We start from the raw sequence: 19,513 nt of genomic DNA, 5'->3' as shown, positions 1-19,513 counted from the left end.
CCCAAGGCCGGCTACGCCCGTGAGCGAATGGACCATTGGGGCGGTTCTCGACGAAATCGCCGACGTCATCGGAGACCGGACGATGACGGTGTGCGGCAACCGCCGCAGCACGTTCCGCGAGTCGGCGGAGCGCACCCGCAGGCTGGCGAACTTCCTGGCAGGCAACGGGTTAGGGGCGCATCGGGAACGCGCATCCCTGCAGAACTGGGAATGCGGGCAGGACCGGGTGGCGCTGGTCATGCACAACGACCTGTACCCGGACATGGTCATCGGCTGCCTCAAGGCCCGCACCGTCCCGGTGAACATCAACTACTACTACGCGCCGCGCGAGGTCGGCGAGCTGCTCGACTACGTGAAGCCTCGAGCGGTCATCTACCACCGCGCCCTGGGCGCAAAATTCGCCGACGTGCTGACCGGCGCCGGCGTCGACGTGCTGGTGTCGGTCGACGACGGCAGCGGGGTCCCGGAGCTACCCGGCGCGGTGTCGTTGGATGACGCACTGGCACAGGGGGATACCGACCAGAGCGTGACGGCGTCCCCGGATGATCTGCTGATGATCTGCACCGGCGGCACGACCGGCCGGCCCAAGGGCGTGCTGTGGCGACAGTCCGACATCTACGTGTCGTCGATGGTGGGCGCGGACCACGCCTGCGCCCAGGAGATCCACGACAAGGTGCGGGGTGACGCCGGTGCCCCGTGGTTCGCCGTCTCCCCGCTGATGCACGCGGCCGGCATGTGGACAGCGTTCGCGGCGATCATGGCGGGCACGCCCGTGGTGCTCTACGACACTTCGAAAAGGCTTGACCCGCATGTAGTCTGGGAGACGGCCGAGCGTGAAAAGGTCGGCATGATGACCATGGTCGGGGACGCCTACGCCGCACCGCTGGTGGCACAGTTGCAGGGCGGTTCCTACGAGCTGTCGTCGCTGTACGCCATCGGCACCGGCGGTGCCGCGACGAATCCGAAGTATCAGCAGGCCCTGTTGGAGTTGCTGCCCCACATCACCCTCATCAACGGTTACGGCTCATCGGAGACCGGGAACATGGGCTTCGGTCACAGCCGGCGCGGCACCCAGGCCGACACCTTCACGCTGCGCGAGGGCGGATTGGTGCTGTCCGAGGATTACAGTCACTTCCTTCCCCCCGGCGAGCGCGAGGTGGGCTGGGTCGCCAGGGAAGGCCGAATACCGTTGGGATACTTCAATGATCCCGACGCCACCCGCAAAACCTTCCCCGAGATCGACGGCAAGCGCGTGGTGATATCCGGTGACCGGGCGGGGCTGGAACCCGACGGGGCGTTGCGGCTGTACGGCCGTGACTCGCTGGTGGTCAACACCGGCGGCGAAAAGGTTTTCGTCGAGGAAGTCGAAGAGGTGCTGCGCGCCCACCCGGCGATCGCCGACGCACTGGTGGTCGGCCGGCCCAGCGAGCGCTGGGGCGAAGAAGTCGTCGCCCTCGTCGAACTCCGTGATGGCGCCGCAGCGGCCGCCGAGGAGCTGCACACGCTCTGCACGTCGCGACTGGCGCGGTTCAAGGCGCCCAAGGAGTTCCTCGTCGTCGAGCAGGTCCAGCGGTTGGGCAACGGCAAGGCCGATTACCGTTGGGCGAAACGTCACGCAACAGCAAAGGCGCCGATGTCGACATGAAAGCTATCGATTGCCTGGTCAACGTGCACTTCGGCGAGACCGAGCAGCAGCCGACCTGGATGCTCAAGGTGCGGGACGACTACTTCAAGGGCCCGGAGTCGATGTTCGCGCCGGTCGAGTTGTCGAAGTTGCTCGAGGAGATGGACGCTCAGGGTGTGCGCAAGGCGATCCTGATGGACAACCTGGCCAAGCCGTCGGTGACCGCGCGCAAATTCGTCGAGGAGAAGCCGGAACGTTTCGCCCTGGCGATGGGTGGGGTGAACCTGCTGCGCCCGATGCCGTCCCTGCGCGAACTTTCCGCCATCGTCAAAGACCTGCCCGTCGCCTATGCCGCTGTGGGACCGAGCTTTTGGGGAGACGGTCAGTACCCGCCCAGCGACGCCGTCTATTACCCGCTGTACACCAAGTGCGCCGAGCTCGAGCTGCCGCTGTGTATCAACACCGGCATTCCCGGGCCGCCCATCCCCGGGGAGGTGCAGAATCCGATCCACCTGGACCGGGTCTGCGTGCGATTCCCGGAATTGAAGCTGTGCATGATTCACGGCGCGGACCCGTGGTGGGACGTGGCGATCAGGCTGTTGATCAAATACGCCAATTTGCGGTTGATGACGTCGGCGTGGTCGCCAAAGCGGTTGCCGGACAGCCTGTTGCACTACATGCGGACCCGCGGGCCGAACAAGGTCATCTTCGCTTCCGACTGGCCGGTGCTCAAAATGCATCGCGTCGTTCCCGAAGCCGCCGCGCTTGACCTGCCCGCCGACGTGCTCGACAACTATCTCTACAACAATGCCCAAGAATTCTTCTTCGGTGGCCAGGAGGAAGGCTGAGGATGGACCGCTATGAACTACGTAGGCTCGACTACAGCCTGACGTCGGATCACGAGGCGCTGCAGGCCGCCTATCGTGATTTCTTCAAGACGCATTGTTCGATCGAAACCGTGCGCGCCGCGGAGGAAACCGGCTTCGACAAGAACCTGTGGGAACGGTTGTGCGCCATGGGTGCAACGACCATGGCCGTCCCGGAATCCGCGGGCGGAGACGGTGCGACGATCGTCGACCTGACCTTGGTGGCCGAGGAGATCGGCCGGTCACTGGCGCCGGTACCGTGGATCGACCAGGTCTGCACCGCACGGCTGCTCGCCCGGCTCGGCGCAGCCGAGCCCGACGTCGTCCACGGCAAGCGACTCGCCGCATTCGATCCGCAGCACGACAGCGCATCCGGTGCCCGGCTCCTGCCCACCGGGTCGATCGCCGACCAGATCATCGTTCGTGACGGCGACGACGTCGTCGCGCTGACCTTCGGGACGCGCCCGACCAAGGTGGACAACATCGGCAGGTTGCCGATGGCCTGGGTGGATCCGGCGACCGCCGACACCCGCACCGTGCTGGCCAGCGGATCCGACGCGTTGACGGAATACCAACGGGCGCTAGATGAGTGGCGGGTGCTGAGCGCCTCGGCGCTGGTGGGCCTGGTGGAGGAGACGATGACCATCGCGGCCGAGTTCGCCAAGACCCGCTACACGCTGGGTGTGCCCATCTCGACGCTGCAGGGCATCTCTCATCCGCTGGCCAACATCGCGATCACCGTGCAGGGCGGCCGGAACCTGGCGCGGCGCGCGGCCTGGTTCCTGGACAACGAGCCGCAGGAGCGACCGGAGCTGGCGCCCTCGGCGTTCGTGTTCATGGCGGAGGAGGCAACGAAGGCCGCGACCATGGCGGTGCATATCCAAGGTGGACTTGGTGTTTCGGCGGAGGCCGCAGCGACGGCGTACCTGGTGCGTGCCCGCGGCTGGGCACTGGCCGGCGGGGACCCCGGCGCCAGCGCCAAGTACATCGGCGAGCTGGTGGCCGCACGTGAAAGTGGAAAGGGCGCCTAAGTGGATTTCTCACGGGTCACGCTGTCCGACGACGATCAGCGCTTCCTCGACGAAGCGTGCGATTTCCTGCGCACGCATGTGACGGAAGATGTCAAGCGCCGGGACCGGGAAACGGGTGACAACTTCGACGAAGGAGTGCACCTGGCGTTGGGTGCCGCCGGTTACCTCGAGCGCGAATGGAAGCCGGAGGCCGACGGCGGCTTCAGCCGGTTGCGTCGCCGCATCTGGGAGCTGGAGAAGCGGCGCGCGCACGTGCCCTGGGTGACCTGGGGCACCACCGCCATGGTGGCCCGTTCGGTCGCGAGATTCGGCTCTGCCGAGCTGCAGGACGAAGTGCTACCGGGCGTCTTCAGCGGGCACGTCCGGCTGTGCCTGGGCTACACCGAACCCGAGGGCGGGTCCGACATCGCCACCTGCAAGACCCGCGCGGTGCGGGAGGCGGATGGATCGAGCTGGGTAATCAACGGCTCCAAGATGTTCACCACCGGAGCGCACAACTGCCAGTACGTCTTCCTGATCACCAACACCGATCCGGGCGCCCAGAAGCACAAGAGCCTGACCATGTTCCTGGTCCCGCTGAACTCCCCGGGCATCGAGATCCAGGGCATCCGCACCGTCGACGGTGACCGCACCAACATCGTCTACTACAGCGACGTGCGCGTCGACGACAAATACCGCCTGGGCGACGTGAACGCGGGCTGGACGGTGCTGCGTGAACCCCTCAACACCGAGCACGGCGCGGTGGCGGCCGCCCCGGACGGGCTGCAGGACGTGTCGATCATGATGCACCAGGCCGGTTTCATGGCCGATGCTCTGGACAAGGCCGCGGCCAAAGTCGCGGAGCGGGATCCCAACGGGCGCAGGCTGATTGACGACGCCGCGGTGGCATATCGGTTGGGGCGCAGCGCCGCGCGGATGGAAGCGTCGCTGAGCGCGCCCAGCATCTTCGGGCGTGTCGCCCTGGCGCAGACGATGCGTGACATCTCCCCGGACCTGATGGACATCCTCGGCACAGCCGCCACGCTGCCGCTCGGCACCGACGGCGCCGCCGACAACGGGGCCGCGGAGTACGTGTACCGGTTCGCCCCGCTGGTCGGGATTTACGGCGGCACGCTCGAGGTGTTCCGCAACATGATCGCGCAATACGTGCTTGGCCTGGGCAAGCCGGCATATGCGTCGGTCGCGAAGAAAGCCTCCTAGCGCCGGCCGTCAGGTCGTGAGGATGGTCGCCGCGGCGGTGCCCGGTGCGCCGTACAGCTGGGTGAATCCCACCTTCGGGTTGCCGGGCACCTGCCGCTCGCCCGCCTCACCGCGGAGTTGGCGCACGATCTCGTGGATCTGCCGCAGGCCGGAGGCGCCGATCGGCTCCCCGTTGGCGATCAGCCCGCCGTCGGTGTTGACCGGCATCGCGCCGTTGATCTCGGTGGCTCCATCGGCCAAGAGCTTTTCCTGATCGCCGTGCGCGCAGAACCCGCATTCGGCCATGTGGATGACCTCGGCGCCGGCGTCGGTGTCCTGCAACTGGATCACGTCGACATCGTCGGGCGCGATGCCGGCCTTCTCGAACGCGGTCCGGGCGGCGTAAACCGTTGGGGCCATGTCTTCTTCGACCGGCGCGCAGGTGGTGTTGACCTCGTAGGCCCCGTAGCGGCGGGTGCGCACCTCCACCGCCCGCAGATAGACGGGCTTGGAGGTATAGCGGTGCGCGATGTCCGCTCGGCACATGACCACGGCGGCGGCGCCCTCGTCGGGCGCGCAGAACATGTATTGGGTCAGCGGATAATTCAGCATCGCCGAGTTCAGGATGTCTTCTTCGGAGATCGGCTTGCGGCGAAATGCGTTGGGGTTGATGGCCCCGTTGCGGAAGTTCTTCGCGGCGACCTTGGCCAGGGTCTGCTGGGAGATGCCGTGCTCGTGCAGGTAGCGGTTGGCTTTCATGCCGAAGAACTGGGTCGTCAGATACTGCCCGTTCTCGGCGTACCAGCGCGGCATTCCGACCAGCGCGGGGTCCTCCGTGAATGCACCGCGCGGATGCTTGTCCAGGCCGACGGCGATCCCGATGTCGTAGTCGCCCAGCCGGATGCCGTCGGCGCACGCCTTGGCGGCGCTGGCGGCGGTCGCGCATGCGTTGAACACGTTGGTGAACGGGATGCCGGTCAGGCCGACCATGCCGACGATCGCGTCCGGGTTGGCAACCGTCCAGCTCCCGCCGGAGGCGAACTGGACGTCCCGCCAAGCGATACCGGCGTCGGCGACCGCGGCGAGAATGGCGTCGACGCCCATCTGCATCGCCGACTTGCCCTCGAAGCGCCCGAATGGGTGTAAACCCACGCCGATTATGGCGACATCGTTATTGGAGGTCACGCAATGGCTCCCGCATTCTTGAGTTCCTCGATCCGGTCCCAGTCCATGCCGAGCTCCATCAGGACCAGCTCGGTGTGCTCGCTGGCCTGCGGCGCCCGCGTCGTCGTCAACGGCTCGTGGTTGAACTGGACGGGGCCGCGGACCACGCGGAACGGCTTGCCACCACCGGCGAGCTCGACCTCGGCGATCATGTCGTTGGCGATCGCCTGCTCGTCGTCGACCAGGTCGATGAGGCTCTGGAATGGCGCCCACTGACCCTTCATGGTTTTGAGGTGCTGTCGCCAATAATCAAAGGGCTTGGTGGCAAAGGCCTTTGAGATCAGTTCCGCGGCGGCGTCGGCGTTCTGGATCAGCGGGAGCACGTCGGAAAAGCGGGGATCGTCGGCCGCCTCGGGAATGCCCAGGTGTTCGAACGTGTCGCGGATCAGCCCGGTCGGGCTGATGATGCACAGGTTGATGGTGCCGCCGTCGGAGGTTTCGTAGTTGCCCATGAAGGGATTCACCGAGGCGCCGGAGCCCGGCATGGGCGTGCGCATGACCTCGCCGGTCTCCATGCCCTGCGTCACGCTGGCGCCCGCGGCCCACCAGGCCGTGCTCAGCAGCGACACGTCGAGCTCGACGGCTTCGCCGGTGCGCTCGCGATGCAGCAGCGCGGCCGAGATGCCGCCGGCGATGAACATGCCGCCGATCGAATCGCCGAATGCGGGAATGCCTTGTCCCAGTGCGCCGCCCAGCTCCTCGGGGGTCAGGGCGCACCCGATGCCGCTGCGCGTCCAGAACGCCGTGCCGTCATAGCCGCCGGTGTCGCGTTCCGCCCCCTTGTCGCCGTAGGCCGAGCCGCGGGCGTACACGATGTTCGGGTTCACCGCGCGAATGTGCTCCACGTCGAACTTGTGCTTCTGGCGCTGCGCCGGCATGTAGTTGGTGAGGAACACATCCGCGGTCTTGGCCAGCTCGTAGATCACTTCCTGACCGCCCGGTGTGGACACGTCGATCCCGACGCTGCGCTTGCCGCGGTTGGGATGCTCCATCAGCGGGTGCCGTTCCGGATCGACTTGAATGCCACCCATATTCAGGAAGCCGCGCTGGGTGTCGCCGCGCGCCGGGTGTTCGACTTTGATGACGTCGGCTCCCCAGTCGGCCAGGATGGCTCCCGCCGCGGGCACGAAGGTGAACTGCGCAAGCTCCAGGACCCGAAAGCCCGTCATGACTTTGACCATTTCGCCGACCCTACTTCGCGTCGAACGTCACCGGAAGCGCATTCGGTGACCGGAACGGTTGACCGTGGATGTGCGGGTCGTCGTCGGTCAGCAAGGTGACGTTGGTCAGCCGGTCCAGCAGGCATTCCATCGCGACGCGCGTTTCCAGCCGCGCCAGATGCAAACCCAGGCAGGTGTGCTCACCGGCGGCGAAGGAGATGTGGGGCACGTGCTTGCGGAAGATGTCGAACTCTTCGGAGCGTTCCCAGCGCCGTTCGTCGCGGTTGGCCGAACCGATGCACACTCCGATCACCGAACGAGCCGGAATCTTCACGCCTTCCACCTCGGTGTCTTCGGTGGTGAAGCGTTGCACGACGGTCAGCGGCGTCTCGTAGCGCAGCCCTTCCTCGATGGCCGGCGCCAGCAACTCGCGGTCGGCTTGCAGCGCGGCGAACTGCTCCGGGTGCGTCAGCAACAGGTACAGCAGGTTTCCCGACGAGCGGTAGGTGGTTTCCAGGCCGGCGGGCAGCAGCAGCCGCAGGAACGAGTAAATGGCTTCGTCGGTGAGCTTTTCGCCGTCGATCTCCGCGGTGACCAGGTCACCGATGATGTCCTCGGTGGGCTTGGACTTGCGCTGTTCGATCTGTTCGAGGAAGTAGTCCTTGAGCGCGGCCGACGCCTCGAAGGCGCCTTCGTAGTTGATGTGGTAGCTGATCAACTGGACGGCGCGCTTGCGGAACATCGGCAGGTCGTCGGCCGGCAGTCCCAGCAGCTCGGCGATGACGCGGGTGGGGAATTCGAAGGTGAAGTTCCGGATCAGGTCGGCGCGACCGGTCTCGATGAACTCGTCGATCAGGGCGTTGCAGATCGGCCGCACGATGGTGGGGTCCCAGCGTGCCAGCGCCTTGGACTTGAACGCCGCCGAGACCAGGTTGCGGTGTTCGCGGTGCTTCTTGCCCTCCATCGCCAGAATCGTCGGCCCCATGAACAGGCCGATGGTCTTGTCGTACGGCTTGGAACTGAACACCCGGCCGTCCCGGAACACCGTGTTGACCGCGTCGAACGACATCGCCGAATATTCCTGCTTGGGCATCAGGGACTCCGGCGTCTTGGAGTAGTCCATCACCGTGCCGGCGAACACGCCGGCCTCCCGCCGCTTGCGGGCAAAGAACGGGTAGGGGTCACGCAGGCTGACGGTCTCGTCGCCGGCACCGGCGGCGGTGTGCACGTTGGTCGTCACCTGATCTCCAGCATCTTGATCTCAGCACGATCGAACACTTACTTCGTAAGATCGTACTGTAATTATTACAGTAGGCAATATGGGCATGACCATGCGAGGCCGCTCGCCGGTCCGGACACCGAAGGTGAGTCATGAGCACACTTGACGAACACGCTCACGGCACTGCCGAACAGTGGGCCGCTGAGCTGGACGCGGTCCTGCAGCGGCAGCGGCGTGCCTTCGCGGCTGAGGGGCCGCCCAGCCTGGCGGCGCGGCGCAACCGCATCGACCGGTTGATGGCTCTGGTTCTCGACAACACCGGCGCGTTCGTGGACGCCATGGCCGCCGACTTCGGCACGCGCTCCAAGGCGGCAACCCTGTTCACCGAGGTCATCGGGATGTTCTCGGTCATCGAGCACACCAGATCCCATGCCGCTCAGTGGATGCGGCCAACCAAGCTGATGCGCACGGCGCGGCTGTTCGGCCTGCGGGCCGAGGTCCAGCCCTCGCCACTCGGGGTGATCGGGATCATCGGTCCGTGGAACTTTCCGCTCAATCTCGTTGTCCTGCCCGCCGCCACCGCGTTCGCGGCCGGCAACCGGGTGATGATCAAAATGTCGGAGGTCACCTCGCACACCGCTGACCTGATGGCATCGCTGGCGCCTGAGTACTTCGACTCGGACGAACTGCACGTCGTCACCGGCGGTCCCGACGTGGCGGCCGCCTTCGCCGCCTTGCCCTTCGACCACCTCTTCTTCACCGGCTCACCGTCGGTCGGGGCCCTGGTCCAGCGGTCGGCGGCGCAAAATCTGGTTCCGGTGACGTTGGAGCTCGGCGGCAAGAATCCCGTCGTCGTCGCGCCGGGCGCCGACATCCGCCGGGCGGCGACACGGATCGCGCAGGCCCGCATGGTCAACGGGGGCCAGGTCTGCGTGTGCCCCGATTATGTGTTCGTGCCCGAGGGGCGGCTGGACGCCTTCGTGGACGTCGCCCGGAATGCCCTGCGCGAGATGTTCGGAAGCATCGTGTCGAACAAGGACTACTGCTCGAGTGTCAATGATGCGAATTTCGACCGGGTCATCGGGCTGATCGAGGACGCCCGCCACAAAGGTGCAAGTGTGGAAACCGTTGCGCCGGTGGGGGAGTCGCTACCGGACCGTGCCTCGCGCAAGATCGCACCCACCATAGTTCGGGACGTCGACGAGCGCATGAAGATTGCAAGGGAGGAGATCTTCGGCCCGGTCCTCGTGGTGAAGGCGTACTCGGGCCTGACGGAGGCCATCGACTACATCAACGACCGACCGACGCCACTGGTGGCGTACTGGTATGGACCCGACGACGCCGACTTCCGCGCCTTCGTCCGCAGCACCCGCAGCGGCGGCGTCGCCCGTAACGACTTTGCGGCACAGATGATCCCGTCGGCGGCGCCGTTCGGGGGAGTGGGCCGCAGCGGGATGGGCGCCTACCATGGCAAGGCCGGTTTCGACTCGTTCAGTCATTACCGCACCGTGGTGGGCAACGATCTGCCTTTCAGCATCACGGGGAACGCGGCGCCGCCGTTCGGCCGCTCGTTGCGGCTGGGCGCCGACGTGATGATGCGAATAACGAAGGCCCGCAACCGCCGTCGGCTCAGCGCGAGTCGGTCAGTTTCCCGGCCCTAGCCAACAGGCCCGCGTAGCCCGCGCCGAGGAGGCGCGGCATCGCCGCCATCACGCGGCCGTCGGCTCCGATAAGGATGCGGGCGCGGTTCTTGTCGGCCCCGCGCAGGATCAGCCGGGCGGCCTTGGTGGCGGAGGTCAGGGCCGCGCGATCGAACATCTTGGTCGCCATCTCGGGATCCTCGGTGTCCGCCGTGCGCATGTTGGCCCCGAAGTTGGTGCGCACCACCCCGGGGTGCACGCAGTGCACGGTCACCGGACGGCTCTCCATGATCATCTCCTGACGCAGCGCCTCGGTGAGGCCGCGCACCGCGAACTTGGACATGCTGTAGGCGCCTTGGTACGGAACCGCGATCAGCCCGAAGGCGCTGGACAGGTTGATCAACCGGGCGGGACGTCGCGTCGTACCCGCTTCGATGAGTTGTGGCAGAAAGGCTTTGGTCCCGTTGACGACGCCGCCGACGTTGATTTCCATCAGCCAGTCGAAGTCCTTCCAGGACATCTCCGCCACACCGGCGAACAGGTCGACCCCGGCGTTGTTGAACACCAACGAGGCGGGCCCGTGCTGCTCGCGCACCTCGTCGGCGAAACGTAGCACCGCATCACGGTCGGCGACGTCGACCCGGTACGGCGTGACCTGCCCGGGCAGACACGCGGCCTGGGTTTCGGCCAGTCCGTCCGGGTTGATGTCGGATGCGGCGACGTGCGCACCATCCCGGGTAAGCGCCTGGGTCAGGGCGCGGCCGATGCCGGAGCCGGCACCCGTGACCACAGCGACACGACCTTGGTACTTCATGAGTTTCTCACGCGTCCACTCCTGCCTCGACAATGCTGCGGATCCGATCCACCGAGACGTCGAGGTTCTTCTGCAGATCCCCGCGACGATCCCGGACGAACAAGAACAGATGCTCGAAGGCCACCGCGCCGAACGGCAGCGGCACGCACATCCGGACCATTTCGGTGAGCCGCGTCGTGCCGGCGGTGGGACCGGGCTCGATGAGGTACGTCCATTGCGTCCAGTCGCCACCCATCGCCTGAACGACGAAGGAGAACCTGTGCCCCGGTTCGGCTTCGACAACGTTGGCGACGGTGCGCCACCGGCCCAGCCGCCGGCGGTTCCAGGCCTGAAAGCGATTCGGCGCCAACCACTCTGCGCGCGTCGTCTCCGGGCTCCACTCCGGAATGCGGGTGACGTCGGAGATGACGGCATAGACCTGATCCGCACCGGCACGCACCTCGGTCGATGCCATCAGCGTCTCGTCCTTTTGCAGCAACGACATGGTCTACCGCCTTCCCGCGGGGGGCCGCCGGGATCACCGGTCAGCCACTCACCGCCTGCTCGCGCGCCCACCGGTAGTCGGCCTTACCCGACGGGCTGCGCTCGATGACCGAACGGAACACGATGGCTTTGGGGAGTTTGTAACGCGCCAGCGTCTGCGCTGCGTGCGCCACCAGTTCTTCGGATTCGGCGCTGGCTCCCGGTGCGAGCGCCACCACGGCGATGACCTCCTGGCCCCACCGCTCGCTCGGCCGACCGGCCACCACCACGTCGGCCACCGCGGGATGCGACGCGATGGCCGTCTCGACCTCTTCGACGAAGATCTTCTCGCCCCCGGAGTTGATGGTCACCGAATCCCGGCCCAGCAATTCGATGGAGCCGTCGTTGCCGTGGCGCGCGCGGTCACCGGGGACGGCGTACCGGACGCCGTCGATCACCGGAAATGTCTTGGCCGTCTTGGCCGCATCGCCCTTGTAACCGAGCGGAACGTAGCCTCGCTGCGCCAGCCAGCCCATCCCGTCGTGGCCCGGTTCCAGGATTGCCGCCAGGTCCTCGGCGGCCACGAAGGTGTCCGGCCCGGCGTTGAACGTGCCGGTTGCCACCGCTCCCGATGTCGACATGTGGTGCATCTGCGCCCCGGTCTCGGACGAGCCGACGCCATCAACGACAACCGCGTTCGGCAGCGTTTCGATCAATCGCTGCTTGACGTACGGGGTCAGCAGCGCTCCGCCGTTGGCGACGACCGCCAGCGACGATACGTCGGCGATCCCCTTCTCGATCGCGGCGACCAGAGGGCGCGCCATCGCATCGCCCACGACGGTGACGACCATGACCTTTTCCCGCTCGATGGTGCGCACCACGTCGTCGGCGTCCAGGTGATCGACCACCGTCGGAAAGACGACGGACTGCCCCGTCGTGATTGCGGTCATCACACTCCACTGGGCGGCGCCGTGGATCAGCGGGGGCAGAATCATCAACTTGGTGCCCGGGCCCGACGCGGCGCGTTCGACGATCTCCTCGAGGGAGCTCGACGGCTCGCCTGTCATCATATTCCGGCCACCGAACGACGTCATGAAAATGTCGTGCTGGCGCCACAACACGCCCTTCGGCATGCCCGTCGTGCCACCGGTGTACAGCACGTACAGGTCGTCGGCGGAGTGCTGAACCGGCGGCGGCTCCGGGGACACCGAGGCCAGGGCGGCCTCGTAATCGACTGCGCCCTCGAGCAAGTCGTTGCCCGAGTCGTCGGCGATCTGGATGAGCACGCGCAGCTGTGGCAGATCCGGCAGGACCTCGGCCACCCGCGGCGCGAACGCGGCGTGGTAGAGCAGCGCGGTCGCCCCGGAATCCGCCAGCAGGTATTGCAGCTCGCTCTTCACGTAGCGGAAGTTGACGTTGAATGGGGCGACCCGTGCCCCGAAGCTGCCCAGCAACGCCTCGACGAATTCGTTCCCGTTGTAGGCGTAAAGGCCCAGCAGGTCTTGGCCCACCTCGTGGCCGCCCAGCGCCGAGCGCTCGGTGTGGCAACCCAATCCCTGCGCGTGCAGATACGCGGCCAGCCGGTTGGAGCGCTCGATCACCTGCCGGTAGGTGTAGCGCCGGTCCCCCTGGATGATCAGCTCCCGATCGGGGATCGCGGCGGCGACGGCCTTCGCGACGGCCGGAACCGTGAATGTTGTTGTGGTGTCGGACATCGTGCCTCTCACGGCTGGTGGGGTAACAAACGAACCATCAGGCCGTTGGCTTCGCTGAGCAAGGTTCCATCGGCGGCTATCATAGTAGCGTCAATGAAAACCTTCCTTCCGTCGACGCTGGTGATGCGGCCGTGAGCGGTCAGTGGCTGGTCAATGGGGGTGATGCTGCGGAAGTCGACGTGCAGGTAGGCAGTGCGCGTCGGCCGGATGTCCGCGGTCGTCACGACCATGCCGAACAGCCAGTCGTAGAACAGCGGGATCATGCCGCCGTGCACGGCCCGGTTCCCACCGATGTGGGCGGTGCTGAAATGACCGGCCATCCGCACGCCGTCGGGACCGGACTCCGTCACCATCCAGGGCGGTATCAGCGGATGGGCCAAACCCGGCAGGTTCAGCACCCGGCCGGCCACCGCCTGGGTCTCGGGGACCTGGTGGCCGTCCAGCAGCGCGCAGGCGTTCTCCAGGTGCGTGGTCGCGGCGGCCCACAGCGCGGGGTCGGGCTTGGTGGACACGGTCAGGTCCTGCAGGCGGCGCAGCGCGGCGACGAACGGGCCCAGTTCCTCGGGTGCGTCCTCGACGGGTCTGACGTCGGGGAATCCGCCTCGAACTTCCGGCGCAGTTTCGGTCATCGCGGTCCTTCGTCCCAGGCCCGGAGCAGATCGTCGGTGCTGGTGATCGTGGCCAGCAGCGACAGGGTGTTGGCGATCATCGCTGCACCATAGTCGGCGGGCACGCCGGCCACCGCGTCGCGGGGCAGGACCACCCGGTAGGCGGCGTTGACGGCATCCATGACGAGGTTGGGAATCGCGATGTTCAGCGAAACACCCACCACGACAATGGTCGACGCCCCGAGATTACGCAGCACCGCGTCCAGGTCCGTGCCGCCCATCGGGCCCACGCCGTGCCACCGGCGCAGCACCAAATCCGAAGGCTCCGGCCCTAATTCGGGCAGCAGCTCCGCACCCGGCGTGCCGGGTGTGATGTCCACCTTGTTGCCGCCGCCCATCGCGAAGATCTTCGCGTTGTGGTTGGAGCCGAGCCCGTCGGGCCGCCGCTGCACCAGGCAGTGCACGACCCGCACCCCGGCCGCGCGGGCTGCGGGTAGTAGCCGCGCGATGTTGGGCAGCGCCTCGCGGCGCGCCTCCTCGGCGAGCATCGCCAGTCCCGCGTCGGGACCCATCACCGCGCCCTGGCACTCCTGGGTGACGATCGCGGTGTGCTCGGGTGCGGCCAGCCCGGCCAGTCGGTCCGTCATGCGGGGGCGCCCACCGGGGTGACGTCATAGAACTGTGTCGCCCACTTCCGCAGCGCCATATAGCCTTTCGCGTCGACTTTCGACAACGCGGGGTGTTCCACGTACTTCTGGTAGCGCCAGATCTGCAGATCGTCGAACACGGTGGACAGGAATTGTTTCTCGATGACGTCCCGCAGTTTGCCTTCCGGGACGTCCGCGGTATCGCCGGGGAGCCGCGGCCACCAGATCGAGTAGAACAGGTCCGAGCATTCGTCGTCGACCGGTGTGCAGGTGAAGATCAGCCGATGGTTCTGTGCGCCCTCGAAGACGCTGATCGCTCCGCCGAGGCCGAACAGGTGGCTGTGGAACCGCAGCGCGAGGTCCTCGGGGTTGTCGCTGCTCGCGTCCGGCCAGCCCGCGATGAACTGCCATTCCTGGTCGACGATCTTCCAGTCCAGCACCCTGGGCGTGACGGTGGCGTGGTGCACGTACTCGAAATGTGCGCTGTCGGGGGCATTCTCGGCGACGATCTGCGGATGCACCGGTTCGCGCTCCGCGCGCCGGGAGAACTCCGGGTACGCCCGGTAGTAGGCCGCCGGGTCCGTCTCGAACTGGGGGAACTTTCCGAAGATGTCCGGCATCTCCCACTGCGGCTCTTTTCCGTCCGGGTGGTGCCAGACGAAGACGCAGTCGTACTGCTCCTGCACCGGAAACACCTTGAGACGTAACCCGCGGTTGGGCCGGTCCGGCTGGTAGGGGATGTATCGGTTGGTGCCGTCCGGACCCCAGCGCCAGCCGTGGAAGGGGCACTGGACGCAGTCGCCGACCACCTTGCCGCCGTGACCGATGTGCGCGCCCAGGTGTTTGCAATGTGCTTCCAAGACGTGCAGCTCACCCTGCTCGTCCCGGTAGGCCACCAGATCCTCGCCGAAATAGTGCAGCGGCCGGACCTCGCCGACGGGAAACTCCGGAGACCAGCCGACCATGAACCAGCCGGTGACTTTCCAGGTGAATGGGACTTTCACACGAAGCCTCTCGATTCCTGATAGATACTAAGTCCGTTACAGTATAGATTTCAGCAGTCAGGTCCGTAAGCGGCAAGGGAGTGCGATGACTGAGGCGGCTGACGAGCTGGAAGCCATCCGGCAGCTGAAGGCGCGCTACTGCCGTTTCCTGGACACCAAAGACGTCGGGGCGTGGCGTGACGTTTTCGCCCCCGGCGGATACACCGGTTTCAAACTGGCATAGCTGGCGAAGGTGGGCGAGATGGCGACGGCGCTGAGCGGGCTGGGCCTGGCCAGGGATGTGGTCCGTGAATTGGGAATGCTGGCGCCGCGCACGGTGGCCGGCCTGCAGGAGTCGACCGGCTGGGTCCCGCTATCGCCACGCGGTGCACGCCAGTTCGGCGAGGCGATGCTCGACGAACTGGTACTGAGCGCCTTTTCGCTGCTGGGCGGAAGCCCCGCCCCGTTGCGGCCACTGGACGCGTGCACCGCGGCCGCCGAGGAGCTCTCCTCGCTGGGTATCGACCGGGCGCACGCCGACCCGAAGCCGTTGCGGGCCAGCTCGATACGCAAGCGCAGTATCCCGGGTCTGGCGTATGAACGGATGGCCTTCGAGCACGACCCGGCATTGCCGGCCACGCTGGAGGCCGATGGCCTGGGCGGCCCGGCACGGGCGGTGGTGCATCTGTGCCGGCACCGCGATGAGCCCAGGCCGTGGCTGGTCTGGGTGCACGGCGCCGGCCAGGGTGGCACCGAGGACCTGTTGTTGTCCCGGATCGGACACATCCATCACAAGTTGGGCTTCAACGTTGCACTGCCCGTGCAGCCCGGCCACGGGTGCCGGCGGGGCCAATGGCCGGTCTATCCCGACCTGGATCCGCTGGGCAACGTGGCGGGCATGATGCGCGTGGTCTCCGAGGTACGCGCGATCGTGCGCTGGGTGCAGCCGCAAGCCAGCGCCGTTGTGGTGGCAGGGATTTCGATGGGCAGCCCGGTGGCCGCGCTGGTTTCCCACCTGGAGAAGCAGGTCGACGCCGTCGCCCTTTACACGCCGATCCTGGGGCTCAACGCGATGATCGCGCGCCACCTGCAGCGATGGGGATCGTCGCGCGAGGGATTCCGCGAGTTGCTGGAATCGCCCGTGGCGACCCAGCTGACTTCGGTGATCGATCCACTGGCGGTCACCCCGTCTCCGCCGCCGGATCGCCGGCTGATCGTCGGGGCGTGGCACGACCGGATGGCGATGCGCGAGCCGGCCGATGCGTTGCAGGAACGCTGGGGCGGCCAACTGTACTGGTACGACGGCAGCCACGTCGGGCACATCTTCTCGCGGCGGGTGCAGCGGATCACCGACCGATTCCTGCGCGACGTGGCCGCGCAAAAAGCCGTGGTGCCCGACTGATGGCACCCACGTGGACCGCGCGAACGGTGGTCGAGCTCTACAACCTCGTCGTGTGGAACGAATGCAACATCGACCTGGCCGACGAACTGTTGGCCGACAACGTGATTCGGCACGAGGTCGGTGGGGTGCGGACGCTGACCCACGCCGAAGCCGTGCAGCGGGTGGTGGACATGTGGGAGCTGGCCGACTCGTTGCACTTCGACCTCAACATCGTCATCGAGGGCGACGACGGCGAGCACGTGGCGATCGTCTACGACTCGACGATCGTCACCAAGGACGGCACCGAGACCAACATCGCCAGCATCGAGGTGTTCCGCGTCGTAGATGGCAAGATAACCGAGGTTTGGAACTGCGGCTACCAGCAAGGGGTTTGGAAGTGAGTGACCGAACGCTTGATGAATTGGGTTTCTACCTGCTGGCCGGGGCCGGCGGTGAGGGCCCGGCAGCATTGATGGACGAGGCCCGCCGCGGCGAGGAACTCGGCTTCGGCACCGGCTTCATCTCCGAGCGGTGGAACGTCAAGGAGGCGTCGTCTCTGGTCGGGGCGGCATGCGCGGTGACCAACCGGATGCAAATCGCTACCGCCGCAACTAATCACAACACCCGCCATCCCCTGATCACCGGGTCGTGGGCGACCACGATGCATCGCCTGTCGGGCGGCCGGTTCACTTTGGGCGTCGGCCGCGGCATCGCCGCGATCTACGGGGCCTTCGGCATCCCGGCGGTGACGACGGCGCAGATGGAGGACTGGGCCCAGGTGATGCGCCGGCTGTGGCGCGGCGAGCTGATCTTCAACCACGACGGCCCGATGGGCAAGTACCCCATCCTGTTCCTCGATCCCGACTTCGACGAGGACATTCGGCTGGCGCTGGTGGCCTTCGGGCCCAACACGCTCGCACTCGGCGGACGCGTGTTCGACGACGTCATCCTGCACACCTATTTCACGCCGGAGACCTTGCAGCGCAGCGTCAACACCGTGAAGTCGGCGGCGGAGAAGGCCGGCCGCGACCCGGACAGCGTGCGGGTCTGGTCGTGCTTCGCCACCGTCGGCGACCACCTACCCGAAGAACTGCGGCTGAAGAAGACCGTGGCGCGTCTGGCCACCTACCTGCAGGGTTACGGCGACCTGCTGGTCAGCACCAACAACTGGGATCCCGCTGTGCTGCAACGGTTCCGCGAGGATCCGGTGGTCACCTCGATCGCGGGCGGGATCGATCACAAGGGCACGGCCGAGCAGATCGAGCACATCGCGACGCTGATTCCCGACGAATGGCTGGAGCCCTCGGCCACCGGGTCGGCGCAGCAGTGCGTGGATCGGATCCGCAAGGAATTCGACTACGGGGCCGACGCGCTCATCATGCACGGCGCCACACCCGACGAGCTCGAGCCGGTCGTCGCGGCCTACCGCGCGACGGATCGGCTTTAGCCGCCCGGCGCGCCACTCACGGCATGATGACGGTCCGGCTCACCGGCTGGGCGGCGGCCTGCCTGCTGGACAGGCCACGCTTCAGCGAGGCGAGCAGGACATCGCGCGTCTCACGGGGATCGATGAGTTCGTCGAACCCCATGTGCTCGGCAGACCGAAAGGACGCCTGCAACTCGGCCTCACGCAACTTTGCGGTGACGTCCTCGCCGGCGTGCGTCGCCCGGCCCAGCGCGGCCGCGCTCATGGCACCCATCGTCGCGCCGGGGAAGGCGAAGGTCGCGGACTGGCTGTCGAAACCCAGCAGGGACATGACCATGGAGCCGAACCCGTACGCCTTGCGCAGCGTCACGTGCAGCTTCACCGTGGTGGCCGTGGTTTGGGCGGCGAACATACGTGCGCCGGCGCGCAACACACCGCTGCGCTCGGACCGGCTGCCGGGCAGCATGCCGGGATTGTCGGCTAGGAAGACGAGGGGCAGGTGGAAAGAGTCGGCCACCATGATGAAGTGCGCCGCCTTGTCCGCGGCCGCGGCGTCGATGGAGCCGGCGAGCACCTGGGGCTGGTTGGCCACCACCGCGACCGGGTGACCACCGAGATGGGCCAGCGCGCAAATGATCGCCTTGCCGTACTGCGGCTGGACTTCGAACCAGTCGGGCCGGTCGAAGATCACGTCGAGCACGGCGCGCATGTCGTAAACGCGGCGATTGTCGCGGGACACTATGTCGAGCAGCTCCGGCGTCGCACGTGGCTCGCTGTCCTCGTCCTGCGGCAACGATGCCGGGTACGACCACGCGCTCGGCGGAAAATAGGACAGGTAGCGCCGGACCTCGTCGAGGACGGACTCATCGTCCTCGGCGACATTGTGGATCACCCCGCTGGGCAAAGCGACATCCGGCCCACCAAGGTCCTCCTTCGAAATGTCTTCTCCGGTGGACTCTTTGACTACGGGCGGCCCGGCAGTGAAGATCGCGCCCTGCCTGCTCATGATCCGGAAGTCGCAGACCGGGGCCACCAGCGCGCCGTGTCCGGCCGACGGCCCGAATACGGCACCGACGGTCGGGACGCGGCCCGAGCACTGCGCCTGGGCCAGTAGGTCGGTGGGGGTGCGGCCGTAGTGCCCGCCGCCGGGACGAAAGCCTGCGCCTTCGAGCAGCATCACCAGCGGGATCTTGTCGCGCAGTGCCAGTTCGGCGATTCGGTATCGCTTGGAGTTGCCGCCGGGCCCGATGCTGCCCGCCATGGTGGTGAAGTCTTCGGCGCCCAGCATCACCGGTGAACCGTTGATCGAGCCGGAGCCGACGACCAGGCCGTCGGCAGCGATCTCACCACCGACCAGGGTGCCGAGCTCGCGGAACGTGCCCGGGTCGAGGAGGTACTCGATTCGTGCGCGGGCATCGAGCTTGCCCTTGTTGCGGTGCTTGTCGAGTCGCTCCGGTCCGCCCATGTCCCGCGCGTGCTGACGGCGCCGCTCGAGATCCTCGAGCGTTTCTCCCCAATCCTGGGCTTTCGGCAT

19 protein-coding genes are annotated in these 19,513 nt (G+C 66.7%); 9 read left to right on the top strand and 10 right to left on the bottom strand.

All coding sequences use genetic code 11. The features are described 5' to 3' along the window. Positions 1 to 19 precede the first annotated feature (19 nt). Genes A5760_RS22200 through A5760_RS22185 form a run of 4 tightly spaced genes read left to right on the top strand, consistent with a single transcriptional unit; the run spans position 20 to position 4,721 of the window. A complete protein-coding gene (locus A5760_RS22200) occupies positions 20 to 1,645 on the top strand; it encodes an acyl-CoA synthetase (protein WP_064884791.1) in 1,626 nt (541 codons plus the stop codon). After that, positions 1,642 to 2,472 carry an amidohydrolase family protein gene (locus A5760_RS22195; protein WP_064884789.1) on the top strand — a complete coding sequence of 277 codons (831 nt, stop codon included), beginning with the start codon at positions 1,642 to 1,644 and terminating at the stop codon, positions 2,470 to 2,472. The genes A5760_RS22200 and A5760_RS22195 overlap by 4 nt, the downstream gene beginning before the upstream one ends. A 2-nt stretch (positions 2,473 to 2,474) precedes the next feature. Further along, positions 2,475 to 3,521: an acyl-CoA dehydrogenase family protein gene (locus A5760_RS22190; protein WP_064884787.1), complete on the top strand. Its 1,047-nt coding sequence runs from the start codon at positions 2,475 to 2,477 to the stop codon at positions 3,519 to 3,521. Beyond that, on the top strand, positions 3,522 to 4,721 hold the full coding sequence (locus tag A5760_RS22185; protein ID WP_064884785.1) for an acyl-CoA dehydrogenase family protein: 1,200 nt from the start codon (positions 3,522 to 3,524) through the stop codon (positions 4,719 to 4,721). It abuts the gene before it with no gap. A 9-nt stretch (positions 4,722 to 4,730) separates the two neighbouring features. Here A5760_RS22185 and A5760_RS22180 read toward each other — a convergent pair whose 3' ends face one another. From A5760_RS22180 to A5760_RS22170, 3 genes are read right to left on the bottom strand one after another with little or no spacing between them, the layout of a single operon-like run. After that, a complete protein-coding gene (locus tag A5760_RS22180; RefSeq protein ID WP_064884783.1) occupies positions 4,731 to 5,885 on the bottom strand; it encodes a thiolase family protein in 1,155 nt (384 codons plus the stop codon). Further along, positions 5,882 to 7,093, bottom strand: coding sequence for a CaiB/BaiF CoA transferase family protein (locus tag A5760_RS22175; RefSeq protein WP_064885045.1), 1,212 nt, complete (start codon positions 7,091 to 7,093; stop codon positions 5,882 to 5,884). The genes A5760_RS22180 and A5760_RS22175 overlap by 4 nt, the downstream gene beginning before the upstream one ends. Positions 7,094 to 7,115: 22 nt before the next feature. Next, entirely contained in the window at positions 7,116 to 8,324 is a 1,209-nt protein-coding gene (locus A5760_RS22170) for a cytochrome P450 (protein ID WP_064884781.1), read from the bottom strand. A gap of 131 nt (positions 8,325 to 8,455) precedes the next feature. Between A5760_RS22170 and A5760_RS22165 the strand changes: the two genes are divergently transcribed. Continuing rightward, the gene (locus tag A5760_RS22165) at positions 8,456 to 9,964 is read left to right on the top strand and encodes a coniferyl aldehyde dehydrogenase (RefSeq protein WP_082279571.1); all 1,509 of its coding nucleotides are present in this window, start codon (positions 8,456 to 8,458) and stop codon (positions 9,962 to 9,964) included. Here the strand turns inward: A5760_RS22165 and A5760_RS22160 are convergent. The 6 genes from A5760_RS22160 to A5760_RS22135 are packed head-to-tail and all read right to left on the bottom strand — an operon-like array spanning position 9,933 to position 15,193. After that, entirely contained in the window at positions 9,933 to 10,757 is an 825-nt protein-coding gene (locus tag A5760_RS22160) for an SDR family NAD(P)-dependent oxidoreductase (RefSeq protein WP_064884779.1), read from the bottom strand. The genes A5760_RS22165 and A5760_RS22160 overlap by 32 nt on opposite strands. Positions 10,758 to 10,764: 7 nt before the next feature. Next, positions 10,765 to 11,241, bottom strand: a complete 477-nt coding sequence (locus A5760_RS22155; protein ID WP_064884777.1) for an SRPBCC family protein — start codon at positions 11,239 to 11,241, stop codon at positions 10,765 to 10,767. Positions 11,242 to 11,281: 40 nt separating this feature from the next. Further along, positions 11,282 to 12,934, bottom strand: a complete 1,653-nt coding sequence (locus A5760_RS22150) for an acyl-CoA synthetase (protein ID WP_064884775.1) — start codon at positions 12,932 to 12,934, stop codon at positions 11,282 to 11,284. A gap of 8 nt (positions 12,935 to 12,942) precedes the next feature. After that, positions 12,943 to 13,563 (bottom strand): PaaI family thioesterase, encoded by a 621-nt coding sequence (locus A5760_RS22145; RefSeq protein ID WP_064884773.1) that lies wholly within the window; start codon positions 13,561 to 13,563, stop codon positions 12,943 to 12,945. Then, on the bottom strand, positions 13,560 to 14,189 hold the full coding sequence (locus A5760_RS22140; RefSeq protein WP_064884771.1) for a cysteine hydrolase: 630 nt from the start codon (positions 14,187 to 14,189) through the stop codon (positions 13,560 to 13,562). The genes A5760_RS22145 and A5760_RS22140 overlap by 4 nt, the downstream gene beginning before the upstream one ends. Beyond that, entirely contained in the window at positions 14,186 to 15,193 is a 1,008-nt protein-coding gene (locus A5760_RS22135; RefSeq protein WP_064884769.1) for a Rieske 2Fe-2S domain-containing protein, read from the bottom strand. Before A5760_RS22135 ends, A5760_RS22140 begins: the two co-directional genes overlap by 4 nt. Before the next feature lie 85 nt (positions 15,194 to 15,278). Here A5760_RS22135 and A5760_RS26360 point away from each other — a divergent pair, with 85 nt between their 5' ends. From A5760_RS26360 to A5760_RS22120, 4 genes are read left to right on the top strand one after another with little or no spacing between them, the layout of a single operon-like run. Next, the gene (locus A5760_RS26360) at positions 15,279 to 15,416 is read left to right on the top strand and encodes a nuclear transport factor 2 family protein (protein ID WP_269199204.1); all 138 of its coding nucleotides are present in this window, start codon (positions 15,279 to 15,281) and stop codon (positions 15,414 to 15,416) included. An 18-nt stretch (positions 15,417 to 15,434) separates the two neighbouring features. Then, on the top strand, positions 15,435 to 16,574 hold the full coding sequence (locus A5760_RS22130) for a PHB depolymerase family esterase (protein ID WP_064885041.1): 1,140 nt from the start codon (positions 15,435 to 15,437) through the stop codon (positions 16,572 to 16,574). Continuing rightward, positions 16,574 to 16,954 (top strand): nuclear transport factor 2 family protein, encoded by a 381-nt coding sequence (locus A5760_RS22125; protein ID WP_064884767.1) that lies wholly within the window; start codon positions 16,574 to 16,576, stop codon positions 16,952 to 16,954. Before A5760_RS22130 ends, A5760_RS22125 begins: the two co-directional genes overlap by 1 nt. After that, a complete protein-coding gene (locus A5760_RS22120) occupies positions 16,951 to 18,000 on the top strand; it encodes a TIGR03857 family LLM class F420-dependent oxidoreductase (protein ID WP_064884765.1) in 1,050 nt (349 codons plus the stop codon). Before A5760_RS22125 ends, A5760_RS22120 begins: the two co-directional genes overlap by 4 nt. A 16-nt stretch (positions 18,001 to 18,016) precedes the next feature. Here A5760_RS22120 and A5760_RS22115 read toward each other — a convergent pair whose 3' ends face one another. Further along, a complete protein-coding gene (locus tag A5760_RS22115; RefSeq protein WP_064884763.1) occupies positions 18,017 to 19,513 on the bottom strand; it encodes an acyl-CoA carboxylase subunit beta in 1,497 nt (498 codons plus the stop codon).

This window comes from Mycobacterium colombiense (assembly GCF_001665835.1).
Taxonomy (GTDB): domain Bacteria; phylum Actinomycetota; class Actinomycetes; order Mycobacteriales; family Mycobacteriaceae; genus Mycobacterium; species Mycobacterium colombiense_A.
This window is presented reverse-complemented; position numbering and strand designations above follow the sequence as displayed.

Bases quoted from the DNA above. Each gene is read 5' to 3' on its own strand.
- A5760_RS22195 (WP_064884789.1), top strand. From the start codon at position 1,642: ATGAAAGCTATCGATTGCCTGGTCAACGTGCACTTCGGCGAGACCGAG.
- A5760_RS22190 (WP_064884787.1), top strand. From the start codon at position 2,475: ATGGACCGCTATGAACTACGTAGGCTCGACTACAGCCTGACGTCGGAT.
- A5760_RS22175 (WP_064885045.1), bottom strand. From the start codon at position 7,093: ATGACGGGCTTTCGGGTCCTGGAGCTTGCGCAGTTCACCTTCGTGCCC.
- A5760_RS22165 (WP_082279571.1), top strand. From the start codon at position 8,456: ATGAGCACACTTGACGAACACGCTCACGGCACTGCCGAACAGTGGGCC.
- A5760_RS22160 (WP_064884779.1), bottom strand. From the start codon at position 10,757: ATGAAGTACCAAGGTCGTGTCGCTGTGGTCACGGGTGCCGGCTCCGGC.
- A5760_RS22155 (WP_064884777.1), bottom strand. From the start codon at position 11,241: ATGTCGTTGCTGCAAAAGGACGAGACGCTGATGGCATCGACCGAGGTG.
- A5760_RS22150 (WP_064884775.1), bottom strand. From the start codon at position 12,934: ATGTCCGACACCACAACAACATTCACGGTTCCGGCCGTCGCGAAGGCC.
- A5760_RS22145 (WP_064884773.1), bottom strand. From the start codon at position 13,563: ATGACCGAAACTGCGCCGGAAGTTCGAGGCGGATTCCCCGACGTCAGA.
- A5760_RS22140 (WP_064884771.1), bottom strand. From the start codon at position 14,189: ATGACGGACCGACTGGCCGGGCTGGCCGCACCCGAGCACACCGCGATC.
- A5760_RS26360 (WP_269199204.1), top strand. From the start codon at position 15,279: ATGACTGAGGCGGCTGACGAGCTGGAAGCCATCCGGCAGCTGAAGGCG.
- A5760_RS22130 (WP_064885041.1), top strand. From the start codon at position 15,435: ATGGCGACGGCGCTGAGCGGGCTGGGCCTGGCCAGGGATGTGGTCCGT.
- A5760_RS22125 (WP_064884767.1), top strand. From the start codon at position 16,574: ATGGCACCCACGTGGACCGCGCGAACGGTGGTCGAGCTCTACAACCTC.
- A5760_RS22115 (WP_064884763.1), bottom strand. From the start codon at position 19,513: ATGCCGAAAGCCCAGGATTGGGGAGAAACGCTCGAGGATCTCGAGCGG.